Source organism: Alteromonas sp. ABH4_452 (assembly GCF_056311825.1).
Genome location: NZ_CM149973.1, coordinates 3,364,808 through 3,380,786, shown reverse-complemented (window position 1 = coordinate 3,380,786; position 15,979 = coordinate 3,364,808). Strand labels below are relative to the sequence as shown.

At 45.2% G+C, this 15,979-nt stretch carries 16 protein-coding genes; 6 read left to right on the top strand and 10 right to left on the bottom strand.

What is annotated here, in order from left to right; all coding sequences use genetic code 11:
• The first annotated feature begins 62 nt into the window (after positions 1–62).
• Positions 63–1,103, top strand: a complete 1,041-nt coding sequence (locus tag ACYX4N_RS14465) for an AI-2E family transporter (protein WP_474807750.1) — start codon at positions 63–65, stop codon at positions 1,101–1,103.
• Positions 1,104–1,433: 330 nt separating this feature from the next.
• Here the strand turns inward: ACYX4N_RS14465 and ACYX4N_RS14460 are convergent, their stop codons facing one another.
• The 3 genes from ACYX4N_RS14460 to ACYX4N_RS14450 are packed head-to-tail and all read right to left on the bottom strand — an operon-like array spanning position 1,434 to position 3,707.
• Positions 1,434–2,765 carry an ATP-binding protein gene (locus ACYX4N_RS14460; RefSeq protein ID WP_476054520.1) on the bottom strand — a complete coding sequence of 444 codons (1,332 nt, stop codon included), beginning with the start codon at positions 2,763–2,765 and terminating at the stop codon, positions 1,434–1,436.
• A complete protein-coding gene (locus ACYX4N_RS14455) occupies positions 2,762–3,436 on the bottom strand; it encodes a response regulator transcription factor (RefSeq protein WP_118489726.1) in 675 nt (224 codons plus the stop codon). Before ACYX4N_RS14455 ends, ACYX4N_RS14460 begins: the two co-directional genes overlap by 4 nt.
• Before the next feature lies 1 nt (position 3,437).
• The gene (locus tag ACYX4N_RS14450) at positions 3,438–3,707 is read right to left on the bottom strand and encodes a PepSY domain-containing protein (RefSeq protein ID WP_474807744.1); all 270 of its coding nucleotides are present in this window, start codon (positions 3,705–3,707) and stop codon (positions 3,438–3,440) included.
• 725 nt (positions 3,708–4,432) lie between these two features.
• Between ACYX4N_RS14450 and ACYX4N_RS14445 the strand changes: the two genes are divergently transcribed.
• Positions 4,433–4,897 carry a pyridoxamine 5'-phosphate oxidase family protein gene (locus ACYX4N_RS14445; RefSeq protein ID WP_476054519.1) on the top strand — a complete coding sequence of 155 codons (465 nt, stop codon included), beginning with the start codon at positions 4,433–4,435 and terminating at the stop codon, positions 4,895–4,897.
• 314 nt (positions 4,898–5,211) lie between these two features.
• Here the strand turns inward: ACYX4N_RS14445 and ACYX4N_RS14440 are convergent, their stop codons facing one another.
• The 7 genes from ACYX4N_RS14440 to ACYX4N_RS14410 are packed head-to-tail and all read right to left on the bottom strand — an operon-like array spanning position 5,212 to position 12,318.
• A complete protein-coding gene (locus ACYX4N_RS14440) occupies positions 5,212–5,511 on the bottom strand; it encodes a YciI family protein (RefSeq protein WP_476054518.1) in 300 nt (99 codons plus the stop codon).
• A 4-nt stretch (positions 5,512–5,515) separates the two neighbouring features.
• Positions 5,516–6,325: a tryptophan synthase subunit alpha gene (gene trpA, locus ACYX4N_RS14435; protein WP_476054517.1), complete on the bottom strand. Its 810-nt coding sequence runs from the start codon at positions 6,323–6,325 to the stop codon at positions 5,516–5,518.
• Positions 6,325–7,506: a tryptophan synthase subunit beta gene (gene trpB / locus ACYX4N_RS14430; RefSeq protein WP_269916202.1), complete on the bottom strand. Its 1,182-nt coding sequence runs from the start codon at positions 7,504–7,506 to the stop codon at positions 6,325–6,327. Before trpB ends, trpA begins: the two co-directional genes overlap by 1 nt.
• 20 nt (positions 7,507–7,526) lie before the next feature.
• On the bottom strand, positions 7,527–8,936 hold the full coding sequence (gene trpCF, locus ACYX4N_RS14425) for a bifunctional indole-3-glycerol-phosphate synthase TrpC/phosphoribosylanthranilate isomerase TrpF (protein WP_476054516.1): 1,410 nt from the start codon (positions 8,934–8,936) through the stop codon (positions 7,527–7,529).
• Positions 8,929–9,960, bottom strand: coding sequence for an anthranilate phosphoribosyltransferase (trpD, locus tag ACYX4N_RS14420; RefSeq protein ID WP_474807733.1), 1,032 nt, complete (start codon positions 9,958–9,960; stop codon positions 8,929–8,931). The genes trpCF and trpD overlap by 8 nt, the downstream gene beginning before the upstream one ends.
• Positions 9,953–10,585 carry an aminodeoxychorismate/anthranilate synthase component II gene (locus tag ACYX4N_RS14415; RefSeq protein ID WP_476054515.1) on the bottom strand — a complete coding sequence of 211 codons (633 nt, stop codon included), beginning with the start codon at positions 10,583–10,585 and terminating at the stop codon, positions 9,953–9,955. The genes trpD and ACYX4N_RS14415 overlap by 8 nt, the downstream gene beginning before the upstream one ends.
• Positions 10,582–12,318 (bottom strand): anthranilate synthase component 1, encoded by a 1,737-nt coding sequence (locus tag ACYX4N_RS14410; protein WP_476054514.1) that lies wholly within the window; start codon positions 12,316–12,318, stop codon positions 10,582–10,584. The genes ACYX4N_RS14415 and ACYX4N_RS14410 overlap by 4 nt, the downstream gene beginning before the upstream one ends.
• Positions 12,319–12,596: 278 nt before the next feature.
• Here ACYX4N_RS14410 and ACYX4N_RS14405 point away from each other — a divergent pair, with 278 nt between their 5' ends.
• The 4 genes from ACYX4N_RS14405 to scpB all read left to right on the top strand — a co-directional run bounded on the left by ACYX4N_RS14405 (position 12,597) and on the right by scpB (position 15,945).
• The gene (locus ACYX4N_RS14405; protein ID WP_476054513.1) at positions 12,597–13,454 is read left to right on the top strand and encodes a PHP domain-containing protein; all 858 of its coding nucleotides are present in this window, start codon (positions 12,597–12,599) and stop codon (positions 13,452–13,454) included.
• Positions 13,455–13,670: 216 nt separating this feature from the next.
• A complete protein-coding gene (locus ACYX4N_RS14400; protein WP_474807725.1) occupies positions 13,671–14,291 on the top strand; it encodes an L-threonylcarbamoyladenylate synthase in 621 nt (206 codons plus the stop codon).
• 210 nt (positions 14,292–14,501) lie between these two features.
• Positions 14,502–15,365: a segregation and condensation protein A gene (locus ACYX4N_RS14395; RefSeq protein ID WP_476054512.1), complete on the top strand. Its 864-nt coding sequence runs from the start codon at positions 14,502–14,504 to the stop codon at positions 15,363–15,365.
• Positions 15,352–15,945: an SMC-Scp complex subunit ScpB gene (gene scpB, locus ACYX4N_RS14390; protein ID WP_474807721.1), complete on the top strand. Its 594-nt coding sequence runs from the start codon at positions 15,352–15,354 to the stop codon at positions 15,943–15,945. The genes ACYX4N_RS14395 and scpB overlap by 14 nt, the downstream gene beginning before the upstream one ends.
• Positions 15,946–15,979: the final 34 nt, after the last annotated feature.

The following is a 15,979-nucleotide window of genomic DNA, read 5'->3' as shown; positions in this document are numbered from 1 at the left end:
GTTTGTAGTTGTCTATAAGTCGTTGTAAAGTATTGTCGTTTCAGTTAGGAATGTAGCACACAATGTCAATGGAACTACGCTCGCCAACAGCAAAGATTCTTATCGTTTTAGCGTGTTTAGTGGTAGTGATGGCCGGAATTAAAGCCGCCAGCACAATCATGGTACCGTTTTTTCTCTCTATTTTTATAGCAATCGCGTGTAGTCCAATTATACGCTGGACCTCTAAATTCGGCGTGCCTAAATGGCTCTCAATCACATTTGTTATACTACTTATCGTTGTTTTTGGTTTTCTTTTAGCTGGCTTAGTTGGCCAGTCTATGACCGAATTTAGAGAAAACTTGCCAGAATACAGAAGTAAGCTTGATACAGAATTCGCTTGGGTTGTGTCAAAGTTGGCTGAGTTCAACATTCACATAAATAGAGAACTGATTGCTTCTCACCTTGACCCAGCAACGGCTATGTCTGTGGCTACAAATTTTATAAGCGGAATGGGCGGCGTGCTTTCTAACTTATTCCTAATACTTTTGACTGTTATTTTCATGCTTTTTGAGGCAGATAGTATCCCTCGCCGTTTCCATATTGCACTTGCAGATCCTGGCATGAAGCTTAAGCACATCGATAAATTTATACGTTCTGTAAATAGCTATTTAGCGATAAAAACTGTGGTTAGTTTGGGTACAGGCTTGATAATCGGCGTTTGGCTTTACGTGCTCGGGGTAGACCATTTCATGTTATGGGCCGTCTTGGCCTTCATGCTCAATTTTATACCAAACATAGGTTCTATTATTGCGGCAGTGCCAGCAGTATTAATCGCATTTGTTCAACTTGGCCCCGCCTCAGCAGGCTTCGCTGCCCTCGGTTTTGTGCTTGTAAATACCATCATGGGAAATATGGTCGAGCCTAGATTGATGGGTAAGGGCATGGGACTCTCTACACTTGTGGTATTCCTATCATTGATATTTTGGGGTTGGTTACTGGGCACCGTTGGAATGCTACTATCGGTACCGTTAACCATGGTAGTAAAAATAGCGCTTGAATCTCGCGAAGAAAGTAAGTGGCTTGCGGTGTTGTTATCAAGTGAAGGTGAAAAATCTACTTCATAAAACAGGGTTGATATAGTGCATCAATAGATAGTGGACAGACACTCGCTTGGACTTGTGCAAAGTACTTTAGAGGACAGACACTTTTTTAAAGAAAGTGACTGTCCGTTACAAGCTACTGGTCCACAAAGCTTTAAAGAGAAAGCTTTAAAAGGGACAGACACTCAAATGTTTTTAGCAACCTTAATGCCGAATAGCTAAACGATAAATTTAAAAAGTGTCTGCCCGATATAAGGCTCTTTGAGAAAAATAAAGTGTGTGTCCGCTTTTAGGCCCGCTTTTAATCATTAAAGGCTCACTGATTTATGGTTTAGCCTGGGGGCTTTTACACCACTAATCGTGATTTGGAAATTGAATAACGATACGAGCGCCGCCAAGCGCGCTGTCTTTGATAAGCATTCTACCTTCGTAGATTGAAACTAGATCTGTGGCCAAGGCCATTCCAATTCCGTGGCCTTCAGTGTAGGTGTCAAGACGAGTTCCGCGCTCTAGTAAAAGTACTTTTTTGTCGTCAGGAATACCTGGCCCGTCGTCTTCAACATTGATTGTGAGCCAACCTTCACTTGTTTCTGCAGATATAACTATTCTATCTTGAGCCGCTTTGCATGCGTTATCTAACAGATTACCGCAAAGCTCCATAAAATCTGTTTCGTCTCCTTTGAACTGGATATTGTCATCCATATCGAATTCAATGGTTAGGGCCTTGTCCTGATAAACTTTGTCCATAGCATCGGCAAGTTTGTGCAATACTGGCAAAAAATCAATAGCTTGTTGCCAACCAGACTTTCCTGCACTCGCTCTTTTCAGCTGGCGTTTAATAATTCTGTCAATTTGCTGAAGCGACTCCTTTACCTCAGTTGGTAAATTACTGTTCCCCGAAGCTACTGCAAGTGGTGTTTTCAAGCTATGTGCTAGGTCGCCTAAGCTGTTTTTGTATCTTGCTCTTTGCGCTGCTTCAGTTTGAAGTAATCCGTTAATAGACTCTTTTAAAGAATCGAATTCGACGGGGTATCGGGATTCTAACTCGCGCTTGTTACCGCTAGACGTTTGTGAAATTTCGTCAATTAGCTTTCTAACAGGTAGAAGAACTAAGCTTATACCTATGATAATAAAAACTAAAAGAGCAATACAGAGGGTGACTATCCATTGCCACGTTGTGCTTAAGAAAGTATTCCGCTCAGCTTCGAACAGTGCTTTGTTATTGAATATATAAAACCTTACCGGCTCGAAATCTCTGCTTGATGCAAACTCAGCAGTAAAGGCATATACAAAAAATTGGGACTCTTCCTCAAATGCGGGTGTATAGGACTCCAAGAACAATTCGTTGCCTACGGCAACGTCTATTGCGGGAGGAGAAAAGGTATACTCAAGGGCAGAAGCTGATTGCCAAATCACTTCATCTCGAAATACGATAACGCCAAGATAGCCAGAGCCGGGCAGGTTAAGCTGTTCTTCGTATAAAATTTCAGGCATATAAGGCATGTCGCCGTCTAACTCAAAAGCAGATAACAGCCCTAAGTTCATCAACCTAAGTTCGCTCATCTTAGCTTGTGTAAGGCTATCGGTATAAGCCTCGTCCAAAATGACAACAGTGAAAGGTGCAAAAAGTGCAAGTAGAACTATCGCTAGAAAAATACTTCGCAAACGAAGCGACAACTGCCTCATAGACTTCTATTTATCCTGTAACCTCTACCCCGAAGTGTTTCGATTGGCTTCAATTCACCTGATGGGTCTAATTTTTTGCGCAGTCTTCCTACAAAAACTTCAATGACATTGCTGTCTAAATCGAAATCTTGATCGTAAATATGTTCGGTTAACTCCGTTTTAGAGATGACCTTTTGCGGATTAAGCATAAGGTACTCCATCACTTTGTATTCATACGCGGTTAAATCTAGGGCTTCACCGTTTAGCGATAGCTCTTCGCTTACTGTATCTAGCGAAATAGGACCGAACTGAATGGTAGGGTTTGCTTGACCTGAAGCGCGTCGAATGAGGGCTTTTGTCCGAGCAAGTAGTTCTTCGTTGTGAAAAGGCTTTGTGAGATAGTCATCAGCACCTGCATCAAGCCCTTCTACCTTTTCTTGCCAACGATCTCTCGCTGTTAGAATGAGTATGGGACATGCAATGTCAGCTTGGCGAGCTTTTCTTATAACCTCAAAGCCGTCAAGCTTTGGCATACCAATGTCGACGATAGCCAAGTCATAGCTATATTCTTTAATAAGAAAAAGCGCGTGCTCGCCGTTATCAGCTAAATCTACGCTGTAACCATTTTGTTGAAGCAGTGCATCAAGTTGAGTTAATAATCTGCTGTCGTCTTCCGCTACCAAAATGCGCATGTTAGTCCTTATCTTTGCTGGTTTTTACCTTGCCGGAACGTTTATCTACATCTACCGACACTACTCGTCCCGACTTCTTGAGGACTTTAACACGGTAGTTTTTTGAGGTTTTTTCAACTTTTAAAACGCGTCCATTTGCGGCAGTGCGTGCTCGTTCTGCAGCTTCGCTTTTTGATATATCGCTCCCAGAGCCTTGTAACGCCAAAGCAGGCGCTATGCTAGACGTGGCTAACACTAAACAAACTACTGCTACACGAAGCGATAATGTCATACAACCTCACAATTATTATCCCACTAAGGCCAAACTAAAGATAAGTATAAACTTGGTTAACTGAACCCATTCTGAACTAGTTTTAGTCTACATCGCGGATTGAAAACTGTATATAAGCCTTAAGTAAATTACATTTACAAAACAGGCTGAAGAGTAGGGCATGATGTGGACAGTCACAAAGAAAGTTAATTAGCAGAGTGAACAGCAGTCCAAAATAAGGAAGGTAAGTACAGGTATGGACAGACACTTTAATTACGAATGTGCATAAGTGGCAGGTTTGTAATTAGAGTTACTGTCCATAGTTGGTTAAAAAACTTCTTGTAGGGAATACCATTGCCAAAGGTTAGGAGGTTATTTGCGTTTAAGGGTGTTGAGTAATCTTTACTTTGGCTTTGAAAAAGTGTCTGTCCACTGTATTTGTTTTTTTGATAGAGCAGAGGCGGTCATTGGACTTTTGGGGTGACTGTCCATCATTTTCATTCAAACATTTTAGAAATGAAGTTGATAAGTGAGTGTCTGTCCGAACCCGTACTTGCTTGGCGTCAGATATAAGCGACAAAATCTCGTAGTAATTTTTAGTAAAAAATAGGTTAGTTTCTATTTCGTTGGCATGCCATGTGCGTGATATGAACTTCAGGTAAACCAAAAGCTTGAAATAATGTGTTTGTCACCTGTTCTAATAGTAGTGCATTGGACAGACACTTTATGTTCAACAAGGAGGAACAATGTCTAGCGATATTAAGAAAGCGATGTGGAAAGCGATGTCAGATAGCCCAAAGGTAATGGTAAGTCTGGTCGGTGAGGACATGCATGCTGAGCCAATGTATGCCCAACTTGATAAAGAAGCTGATGGCGAGTTTTGGTTCTACACGAGTCGCGACAACCGCATTGCTAAAGGTGGTAAAGCAATGGTTCACTTTGCATCGAAGGGGCACGATGTGTTTGCGTGCATTCGAGGCAATCTCACCGTTGAATCACGTAAAGAGGTGATTGATAAATATTGGTCTAATCCTGTAGAAGCATGGTTTGAAAAAGGTAAAGAGGATCCTTCACTATTAATGCTTCGCTTTGAGCTTACAGATGCGGAAGTGTGGGATGCCGATCCTTCACTCAAAGGGATGTTAAAAATGATGACGGGAAAAACGGTGAAGCCAGGAGAGATGGGAGAACATGAAAAAGTCGAGCTTTAACACAGCATTATGGAGCAATTGTATGACTAAGCTTTGAGGCGTGGGACACTTACTGAGAGGAGCGAGTGTCTGTCCACAAGGGGTTGTTTATTGCGATTGTTGGCTGATAATTAAGTGACTGTCCATTATCAACAATGTAAAGCTTGTTGAACAATTACGAGTGTGTGTCCACTTTCGTTCAGTAAATAAGTGTCTGTCCAAAGTTAGCTTCATTACTGTTAAAGCAACAAAAAAGCCCCTTAAAACCAAAGCAATTCGGTCTCAAGGGGCTTTCGTTATTTGTAGCTATTTACTGTATAGCATTTAGCTAAAAACTAAGGCAAAACCTTTTTGTAAGGTTTAACTACAACACTCTCGTAAACACCTGCTTCGATGTACGGGTCGGCTTCTGCCCATGCTTGAGCAGCTTCTAGTGAATCAAACTCTGCTACTACTAGCGAACCAGTAAATCCGGCTGGGCCAGGATCTGGGCTATCTAAAGCAGGGAAGGGGCCTGCCATAACTAAACGGCCCGCATCTTTTAATGCATTCAAACGTTCAAGGTGAGCAGGTCGCGCCGCTAGGCGTTTTTCTAGACTGTCCGCCACATCGGTTGCGCAAATCATATATAACATACGTCTATCCTTTTGCCGTAGCAGCTTTCATGCTCTCAACAAAGCTGCCGAGCTCGCTTAGCATTTTGTGACTGTCCGATAGATTGGCAGCGATGATATTCACTGTCGCCGAGCCGGAAATTGCGCCAGCTGCACCTGCGTCAATAGCAGATTTAACCTGTTCAGGTGTAGAAATGCCAAAACCTAACAATGCTGGTGCTGCGTTGTGTTTATTCAAGCGCTCAATAAGCTCTGAAGCAGGAACATTTGCCGCAGTTTCTGCGCCAGTAACGCCCGCCCGGCCTAACAGGTATGTATAGCCTTTTGAAAACTCGCCGATTTTTTCCATGGTTTCATCGGTTGCATTAGGTGGCGCAATCAGAATTTGTGAAATGCCCGTTGCTTCCGCTGCCTTCTGGAAAGGTGCCGCCTCGCGAATTGGCACGTCGGCAACCAAAATTGAGTCAACGCCTGCATCCTGCGCCTTGTTGTAAAAGTTTTCGATACCCTGGGCCATTACCAAGTTGCTATAAAGTAGCAAGCCGATAGGCACCTCTGGGTATTTTGCGCGAACTCGTGAAATTACGCCCAAGCAATCCGCTACCGTTACTTTACTCTCCAAAGCGCGAATTGCCGACGCTTGGATAGTCGGGCCATCAGCGATGGGATCTGAGTAAGGAATACCTAGCTCTAATGCATCTGCACCGCTTTCAATTAACTTACAAATAATGGCTTCAGATTGCGCTAAATCAGGGTCGCCAACCATAACGAACGGTACGAATGCGCCCTGGTTTTTCTCATCAAGGCCCGCAAACATTTGTGCATATCTATCCATTATAAATCGTCCCCTAAAATGTTGATAACGTGCGCTAAATCTTTGTCGCCACGACCTGATAAGTTAACTACGATGATGGTCTCTTCTTCCGCTTCATCTGCCATATTAAGCGCGTGCGCTAAGGCATGCGACGATTCAAGGGCAGGAATAATACCTTCTTTTCTTGCAAGCAATTGGAATGCGTTCAGCGCTTCTTCGTCGGTGGCGGCCACGTATTCCGCTCGGCCAATGTCATGAAGATAAGCATGCTGAGGGCCAACAGCAGGGTAGTCGAGACCAGCAGATACTGAGTAGCTTTCTTCAATCTGGCCTTCTTGGTCTTGCATGATGAAGGTGTAAGCGCCGTGAAGAATACCTTTTGTACCCGTCACGATAGTTGCGCCGTGCTCTTTGGTGTGCACACCTTTACCCGCAGGCTCAACGCCAACTAGGCGTACAGATGGCTCATCAATAAAGTCTGCAAACATACCGATAGCATTTGAGCCTCCGCCCACACATGCTACTACGGCATCAGGTAAGCGACCTTCTTTTTCCATAATTTGTGCACGAGTTTCTTCACCAATCATGCGGTGATATTCACGAACAATAGTCGGGAACGGGTGTGGGCCCGCGGCTGTGCCTAACAAATAGTGCGCTTTATCATAGTTCGCTGACCAGTCGCGCATGGCTTCGTTTACGGCATCTTTAAGCGTACCTGAGCCTGCATTTACAGGAATAACCTCTGCGCCCATAAGCTTCATTCGGAACACGTTTGGCGCTTGGCGTTCAACGTCTTTTGCACCCATATAAATACGTGCTTTTAGCCCCAACAATGCACATGCTAACGCGGTTGCTACACCGTGCTGACCTGCACCAGTTTCGGCGATAACTTCTTTTTTACCCATGCGCTTAGTAAGTAGCGCTTGACCTAATACCTGATTAGTTTTGTGAGCACCACCGTGAAGTAGGTCTTCACGCTTTAGGTATAATTTTACCTTTGGGTTACTCACAAGGTTGCGAGTCAACGTCATTGACGTTGGGCGACCGGCGTAGTCTTTTAACAGAGATAAAAACTCTTCGTTAAATGTCGGGTCGTCCTTGGCATCCAAAAATGCTTTTTCAAGTTGGTCTAGTGCTGGAATAAGTAGTTCGGGCACGTACATGCCACCAAATTCACCAAATTTTGTATCTAACTGGTTCATTACGTTGTCCTGTATTTAAATTAGTAACGGCGGCAAATGGCAAAAAGCGCATCGAGTTTTTCTTCGCTTTTCACGCCGGGTGCAGTTTCTACACCTGAATTCACATCAATAGCACCACTGCCTGTTGCAATAGCATCTGCAACGTTCTGGGCGTTAATACCGCCAGCAAGCACTAACTTATGCTTGGCTTCGATATCGTTTAGTAGCTGCCAATTGAACGCTTCGCCTGTACCGCCTTTGGCATCACCCACTTGGCAATCCAGAAGAACACGGCTTACAAGGCTATTATTTAAGTGTCTGTCCACTGCGTCTGGTAGTGCGTCAGAAGAGGTTGCTTTAACACCTTCGACTTTCCAAATTTCACTACCTTCTGGAAGCTTGGCAGCGAGCGCTGAAATGTAAGCTTCATCTTCGCTGCCGTGAAGCTGAACGGCAAAAAGGTTAAGCGAGGCGGCGAGTGAAGCCACTTCATCAATGTCGTGATTAACGAACACACCAACAAAAGCACCGTCAACGCTCTGCGTTATGGTCAAAGCCTGTGCTTCGCTCACACAGCGTGGCGATTTTTCAGCGAAGATAAGGCCGCCGAAGCTTGCGCCTTTATCAAACGCCATCTGAGCTTGTTCGGGGCTGGTAAGCCCGCACACTTTAACTGCGCCATTCACTAACGTTTTCACAGCGCGCGGTAGGTCAGCCTCGGCCATTAACGCACTGCCCACCAAAAAGCCTTGGGATACAGGCGCTAAACGAAGCACGTCTTGGTGTGTGTATATGCCCGACTCTGAAATAACCACGTAGTCGTGCGTGGCTTTTTCAAGCATGGGCACAAGGCGTTCGGTGGTCGCTAAATCGGTAGAAAGGTCGCGTAAGTTGCGATTATTGATACCAATGATGTTGGCTTCAAGGGCAATAGCGCGCTCCATTTCTTCTTCATTACTTACTTCGGTAAGAATGTCTAATGACAGAGCATTGGCAACGCTTGCCAACTCGCGATATTCGCCATCATTTAGCACACTAAGCATTAATAGCACGGCATCAGCATTGTAGTGACGGGCTAAATACACTTGATAGGTATCAACGAAGAAATCTTTGTTAAGCACAGGCTGAGCAACACGCTCAGTGACATAAGCTAAGTAATCAAATTTACCTTGGAAGTACTTCTCGTCTGTCAGCACAGAAATACCGGCAGCATAAGGCGTGTAAGCTGCTAAGATCTCGTCTAAATCGAAATTCTCTCGAATAAGGCCTTTTGAAGGCGATGCTTTTTTGCATTCGAAGATAAAGCCTGCGTTTGGCTCACTAAGTGCCGCAAATAAGCTCTTTTCGGAAGGAACTAGATTCGCCTTGAAGCTTTCTAGCGGCAGTGCCTCTTTGCGTGCGGCCACTTCTTCGCGTTTGTCTGCAACAATTTTCTCAAGCACATTAGCCATTCGTGCTTACCTCCTGAGTAATTTTGGCAACCTTCGTTAATAACTGCATCGGCAACCCTTCGGCCATCGCATTCATCGCCATTTCGGCCCCTTCTTTGAAGGTTGAGGCTTTGCCGGTTACTTTCAACAGTGCCCCGCAGTTCATAGCGATAGCAGCGCGATGTGCCTCTTTACCTTCGCCGTTTAGCGCTGCCTCAACAAACTGTCTGTTTTCTTCAGGCTCGCCACCTTCAATCGCAGAAAGTGGGTAATGAGGCAAACCGAAGTCTTCAGCGGTAACGGTAAGCTTGCGAATATCGCCATGCTCAAGGTCGTAAATTATTGATTCGCCGTGAAGTGCTAGTTCATCTAAGCCGTCGCCGTGCACTATCATTGCGCGATGTTGTCCAAGCAGCATAAGGGTTTTTGCATAAGGTTCAAGCAGTTCGGGAGAGTATACGCCGAAAACGCCATGAGTTGGACCCGCCGGGTTTGCCAGTGGCCCAAGTATATTGAACAGGGTTCTGGTCTTCATCGCAGCGCGGACGGGGGCTGCGTGGCGCATGCCCGCGTGATAAACCGGCGCAAAAAGAAATGTGAAATTTGCTTCATCTAAGCACTTGCGGGAAGTTTCTGGGCTTATCTCTAAGTTAAGCCCAAATTGGCGAAACAAATCGGCTGATCCAGATTTGCTCGATACGCTTCGGTTACCGTGTTTGGCCACCTTCACGCCACAAGATGCGGCAACGACGCCGGCAGCGCTGGAAATATTAATGGTGTTGTGGCCGTCTCCTCCTGTACCCACAATGTCGGCAAACTCATAAGAGGGTGAGGGAAAGGGCAGTGCATTTGCAACCATGGCACTCGCTGCACCCGCAATTTCGCTGGGTGATTCTTTTTTCATTTTCAGCGCAGTCAGCACTGAAGCAATCATCACCTCGCTTTGCTCACCGTGCATGATGCTGTTAAACAAGCTATATGCCTCGGTTTGCGACAGAGATTCTCGCAACATAATTTGTTCTAGTAGAGGGCCTGCATTAAGCATGGTTCGCTCCCTGTAACGTTAAATAGTCAATACTTTGCTTTAACAGCAAACTGCCGTGGGCTGTTAAAATAGATTCTGGGTGGAATTGGAAACCCAACATGCGATCTGCGCTGTTGTAAACTGCCATTACGGCCTCACTGCCGTCGTCGTTTATTGTAGATGCGCACACAGTAAGGTTTTCAGGCAATGAATGTGCCACTAAAGAGTGGTAGCGTGCGACATGTAAGGGCTGCTGTAAGCCTTTGAACATAGCGTCTTCAGAATGGGTAATAGCAGAAGACTTGCCGTGCATAACTTGGCTGGCGCGACCTACGGTGCCGCCGTAATGCTCAACAATAGCTTGATGGCCTAAACAAATACCAATTACGGGGAACACACCGTGTACTTTTTTAAGTAGCTCAGGCATACAGCCGGCTTCACTTGGTGCGCCTGGGCCTGGCGACAGCATAAGAAGCACGGGGCCTTTCGTTGCTTGTTCCTGCATTCTTTCAAACAGAGCATTTGCTGAAACCGTGTTGCGATACACCTTGATATCTAGGTTTAAGGTACGCAGTTCGTCCACAAGGTTGTAGGTAAATGAGTCTACATTGTCGAGCAAAAATAGGGTGGTCACTTGCTGATTCATGCGTTGCCTCCTTCATTTAATGCAACGTTGATACTTTCAGCTTCTTCTTGTAGCGCTGCTTTTACTGCACCAATTACCGCTTGTGCCTTAGCGCGGGTTTCATCAGCTTCAGCTTGTGGAACCGAGTCATATACTACGCCTGCACCCGCTTGAATATAAGCCGTGCCGTTTTTCACAAACGCTGAGCGAATGACTATACAGGTGTCCATATCGCCTTGACCATTTAAGTAGCCAACCGCGCCGCCATAACTGCCGCGGCGTTTTTTCTCTACTTCGCGAATTAACGTTGCTGCGCTTACTTTTGGTGCGCCAACTAGGGTGCCCATATTCATGCAGGCTTGATAAGCGTGCAGTGGATCTAAATCGTCACGTAGCTGACCAACCACGCGCGATACCAAGTGCATCACGTGAGAGTAACGGTCAACTTTAAGCAAGTCTTTCACATAGCGCGTGCCTGGACGACTCACCTTTGCAACATCATTACGAGCAAGGTCAACTAACATAATGTGCTCAGACTTCTCTTTGTTATCTTCGCGAAGGTTTAGTTCAATGCGACTGTCCAAGTCCATATCAATACTACCATCAGGGCGCTTGCCACGTGGACGGGTACCGGCAATAGGGTAGATCTCTACCTGATTGCTTTCTCTTTCGTATTTAAGCGCTGATTCAGGAGAGGCACCAAATATGCTGAAAGCGGCATCTTGCATGTAAAACATGTAAGGGCTTGGGTTTGATTCTTTAAGTTTAGCGTAAGCAAGTAGCGGCGACGGGCAGGGGAGAGAGAATGTACGCGATGGCACAACCTGAAATATGTCGCCAGCTAAAATATGCTGTTTTAAGTCAAGGACGTGATTGCAAAACTGTTCGTCACTTAAATTAACGCTAACTTCAACACTTGGGTTAAAAGAAAGTGACTGTCCGTTTTCAGTTTCGTTTGGGTTTTCTGAGTTGGAAACGAGTGACTGTCCACTTTCTACTTCTTCATCTTCTACTTCACTGGGCTTCTCCGCATTTGTATTTACTAGCACTGGCTCAGCGGGCATATCGTGTAGCTGTTGATGAATTGCTTCCAATCGCTGGGCTATAGAAAAGTATTGCTGAGCAACGTCTTGTCCGCTAAAAACACTGCCAATTAAATGCGTCTCGCGGGTTTGGTGGTCAACGGTAATTAAGGTTTCCGCCAAGTAAAACACAAAGTCAGGACAGTCATTTTCACCTTCTGCAACATCGGGTAATTTTTCAAAGCCTGCTAGCATGTCGTAGGCAAAAACGCCGCCTAAGAATATAGCGTGTGGATGTTGGCGAATAGGCGTTATTTTATTGATAACAATGCGAAGTGCGTCCATTACGCTTGCGGCCTTTAAGCGACTGTCTTCGTCAAGCTCGCCGTCAGCTTCATCACATATTAAGGTGATTGAAGTGTCTGTCCTTTCTTTAACTCGCAAGCCGTCGGGGGCGTGAGAGGCAAACAAAGGCAGTACTGAAGCGCCGTTGCCTGTCAGTGCTTTCACTTCAACGCGGTTGCCTCGGCATTCCATGCGCAGGGCTGCATCGACCATTAATAAGCTTTGTAAATCGTCTTTTGAATCAATTTCTGCTGACTCTAAAAGCAGCGCGTTGCTTTTATTTCCACATAGGTGGGCAAACGCGGCAAGTGGGTCGTCTACGTAGTGCCCCACTTGCTCAATTGTCTCTACCTTACCTGGGGACGTCCCCAGTTCCGCTAAACTCATTTTTGCTACTCTCCAACTGCAAAAAGATAAAAAAAAGGCCCGTATAAACGGGCCTTTATGTGTTTTCATTCACGCACTACTGTGCACACCGCCCGTTAAGTTAGGGAGTGCCACCACCAAGCTGCAACTGTCGTTGCTGTCGAAATGTCGTATGAATGCATGAATTACTCGTTGTTTTTTCAAACTTCAATAGGATTTGAAGCTGTTAGTACGTATACTTTGTGTGTATAGAAGAAAACAAATTGCCCTTTGTGTCAACCTAAAATTTGCATAAGACATTGAAAATAGATCTACATAGCCACACAAAATTCTCTGATGGCCACTTAACGCCAGAAGAATTAATCCTTCGCGCGCACACAATGCAGGTGGATGCGCTTGCCGTTACCGACCACGATACCGTAGCCGGTTTGGAAGAAGCACACGCTACTCAAGCCAAGCAAAAACGAGCACTAACCATTATTGATGGTGTTGAAATTTCCACCACTTGGCATAGTTTCGATATCCACATTGTTGGATTGAATGTGGACAGACACTGCGCAACATTTCTTGAAAGGCTACAAGGTCAATCGGAAACTCGTGAAGCTCGGGCTGAAAAAATTGCCAGTAAGCTTGAAAAGTGCGGGTTTGAAGGTGTTTTAGCGCGTGCAAAAGCTCTAGCGGGCGTTGGCCAGGTAACTCGGGCTCACTTCGCGAGAGTACTGGTTAACAATTACGGTGTACCGAGTATGGACGCCGCGTTTAAAAAGTATCTGGGCAAGGGTAAACGTGCGGCAGTAAAAGCTGAGTGGCCAAGCATTGAAACGGCTATTGAGTGGATCCACGATGCAGGTGGACAAGCTGTATTGGCTCACCCAGTCCATTATGACATGACAGCCAAATGGCTTAGGCGCTTAGTTGCCCTTTTTGAACAAGCGGGTGGTGATGCTATTGAAACCGCGTTTCCTGGCATTAATAAAACAAAGCAAGAGCTTATTAATGAGCTTGCACAAACCCATCAATTGTTAGCATCAGCGGGCTCTGATTTTCATTTCCCTTCTCGCTGGACTGAATTAGGTAAAAACTTGGGCATTAGCAGTAAGCTCACGCCGGTGTGGCATAATTGGCAGCAGTTTGAAGGACAGATGGCTGAAAGCTAGGAAAATCTAATTTGCTACGCTCACGGTATAAATGGATGACGTAAGGCAAATGGTTCACGTGCAGTTGATGCGCGCTATTGCTAATTAAAATGCCGAGAGTCGGTTAGTAAAAAGCCCAAAAGCGAATTTAACCAACAAGCTTAATAAGTGGACAGTCACTTACCCCGTTGGCAAAGTGGTAGTATCAATCTGCGCGTTTAAGAAAAGGAAGTAATTATGAGTCAATTTTTCTATGTGCACCCCGACAACCCGCAAAAACGCCTAATCAGTCAGGCTTGTGAGTTAATTCGAGAGGGGGCAGTGGTGGTGTATCCGACAGACTCAGGCTACGCCATAGGTTGCCAAATGGAAGACAAAAAGGCGCTTGAGCAGTTGTGTCGTATTCGTCAAATCGATAAAGACCACAACTTTACCTTAATGTGTCGAGACATGTCTGAGCTATCAATTTACGCAAAAGTTGACAACACGGCGTTCAGACAAATTAAGAACAACACACCTGGGCGTTACACCTTTGTGTTGAAAGCGACCCGCGAGGTCCCCAAGCGTTTGCAAAACCCTAAACGTAAAACCATAGGTATTCGCGTACCCGACAACGCTATTGCACTAGCATTATTGGAAGAGCTAGGAGAACCGTTGATGTCTACGTCTTTGATTTTGCCAGGTAACACCATGGCCGAATCAGACCCGGATGTCATTCGCGACAACTTGGAAAAGCAAGTTGGGCTTATCATTCACGGTGGTTACATCGGAGAGCAGCCCACTACCGTGGTTGATTTGTCGGAAGACACGCCAGTAATTGTGCGACATGGCACGGGCGAACCGTCTCCCTTTGAGTAACTTTCGTTTTACTGTTTTTTCGAACAGATTGCTGTAAATAGCTTCTTTTGCTTGTTGCAGGTGAAAGTTATAGTAGGGAACCGTAAGCTAAGTTTCTAAGGCCTGTCGTGCGTTGATGTATAACAATGTTCGATGGGTCCTAGCATGAACGCGTAAATAATAATATCAATAATCGCCGCTTTGTTAGCGCGTAAAAACGGTTGTGGAACTGTGTCAGAGCTTGTTGAAGAAAATAATAACGATAACGAGGCCTCCGGTAAAAAGGGGCTTGCAACACCTGTTCAGCAACCGTTGCCACTTGCGTTTATTAATGGCGAAGCGCTAATTGAAAAACCTGAAGATCTTTTCATTCCCCCTGATGCCCTAGAAGTCATATTAGAAACCTTCGAAGGGCCACTCGACTTACTGCTTTATCTAATTAGAAAACAAAAGTTTGATATCACCACATTGCCCATCGCTGATGTTACCAAGCAGTATATGGAATATGTGGATGCCATGATGTCGCTAAAATTAGAGCTAGCGGCAGAGTACTTGCTGATGGCAGCCATATTGGCAGAAATTAAGTCCAGGCTTCTATTGCCTAAACGCAGTGACGATTCCGACGAAGAAGAAGATCCTCGCGCAGAGCTTATTCGCCGATTATTAGAATACGAGCTAGTAAAGCAAGCGGCAGAAGATTTAGATATTCAGCCTAGGCTTGAGAGGGATATTTTCACCACTCACGTTGAACTTAGTGAGAGTGTGGCGCCAATTCGCATTGAGCCCGACGTGTCTTTAGCCGAAATTGTATTGGCGTTCAGTGCGGCCATGAAGCGCGCTGAAGCGTTTGAACACCATACCATTGCACGGGAAGCACTGAGTACGCGAGAGCGTATGTCGCTCATCTTATCGCTACTGACAACAACAGAATATACGCCGCTTGAACGCCTATTTACGGTTGAAGAAGGTAAAGCTGGTGTAGTGGTTTGCTTCTTAGCAATTTTAGAATTAGTAAAAGAACAGCTAATTTTATGCATTCAGGCAGGTCCTTATGCAAAAATTCATGTAAAATTAGGTGCCCATGAAGAAAATTAACACGGCGCAGCTTAAACAATTGGTAGAGGCAGCAATATTTGTTGCTGATAAACCTATTTCAAAGCAGCATTTAAAAGAAACGGTACTCAATGAGTTTACCGTCGCTGATAGAACCTTGAGTAAGGTGATTAACGAGCTAAAGTTAGACTATCAGCCAAGAGGCATTCAATTGGTGGAAGTAGCAAGTGGCTATCGCTTTCAATCGTTAGATGCGTTAAGCCCGTGGTTAAGCAAATTGTGGCAGGAAAATGCGCCAAAGTATTCTAGAGCAATGCTCGAAACCTTGGCACTCATTGCCTATCGTCAACCTATAACCCGCGGAGAAATCGAGCAGGTAAGGGGCGTGGCGGTAAGCAGTAATATTATAAAGACACTCACAGAACGAGACTGGGTAAAGGTAGTGGGCCACAAAGAAGTGCCTGGGCGACCAGCACTTTATGCAACTACCAAAGGCTTCTTAGACTATTTTTCGATGACGTCGTTGAGCGATTTGCCCAATGCTGACGTTTTCGAAAACATGGCTGAAAGCGTTGCGTCAGACTCGCCGCTTAAGGTGTTAAATGAGGCACCGTCAGAATAGACCGTGCGACCGTAAACAAGCAATTAAAGAGTGA

Coding starts and splice junctions, on each gene's coding strand:
- ACYX4N_RS14465 (WP_474807750.1), top strand. CDS start 63: ATGTCAATGGAACTACGCTCGCCAACAGCAAAGATTCTTATCGTTTTA.
- ACYX4N_RS14460 (WP_476054520.1), bottom strand. CDS start 2,765: ATGAGGCAGTTGTCGCTTCGTTTGCGAAGTATTTTTCTAGCGATAGTT.
- ACYX4N_RS14455 (WP_118489726.1), bottom strand. CDS start 3,436: ATGCGCATTTTGGTAGCGGAAGACGACAGCAGATTATTAACTCAACTT.
- ACYX4N_RS14450 (WP_474807744.1), bottom strand. CDS start 3,707: ATGACATTATCGCTTCGTGTAGCAGTAGTTTGTTTAGTGTTAGCCACG.
- ACYX4N_RS14445 (WP_476054519.1), top strand. CDS start 4,433: ATGTCTAGCGATATTAAGAAAGCGATGTGGAAAGCGATGTCAGATAGC.
- ACYX4N_RS14440 (WP_476054518.1), bottom strand. CDS start 5,511: ATGTTATATATGATTTGCGCAACCGATGTGGCGGACAGTCTAGAAAAA.
- trpA (WP_476054517.1), bottom strand. CDS start 6,325: ATGGATAGATATGCACAAATGTTTGCGGGCCTTGATGAGAAAAACCAG.
- trpB (WP_269916202.1), bottom strand. CDS start 7,506: ATGAACCAGTTAGATACAAAATTTGGTGAATTTGGTGGCATGTACGTG.
- trpCF (WP_476054516.1), bottom strand. CDS start 8,936: ATGGCTAATGTGCTTGAGAAAATTGTTGCAGACAAACGCGAAGAAGTG.
- trpD (WP_474807733.1), bottom strand. CDS start 9,960: ATGCTTAATGCAGGCCCTCTACTAGAACAAATTATGTTGCGAGAATCT.
- ACYX4N_RS14415 (WP_476054515.1), bottom strand. CDS start 10,585: ATGAATCAGCAAGTGACCACCCTATTTTTGCTCGACAATGTAGACTCA.
- ACYX4N_RS14410 (WP_476054514.1), bottom strand. CDS start 12,318: ATGAGTTTAGCGGAACTGGGGACGTCCCCAGGTAAGGTAGAGACAATT.
- ACYX4N_RS14400 (WP_474807725.1), top strand. CDS start 13,671: ATGAGTCAATTTTTCTATGTGCACCCCGACAACCCGCAAAAACGCCTA.
- scpB (WP_474807721.1), top strand. CDS start 15,352: ATGAAGAAAATTAACACGGCGCAGCTTAAACAATTGGTAGAGGCAGCA.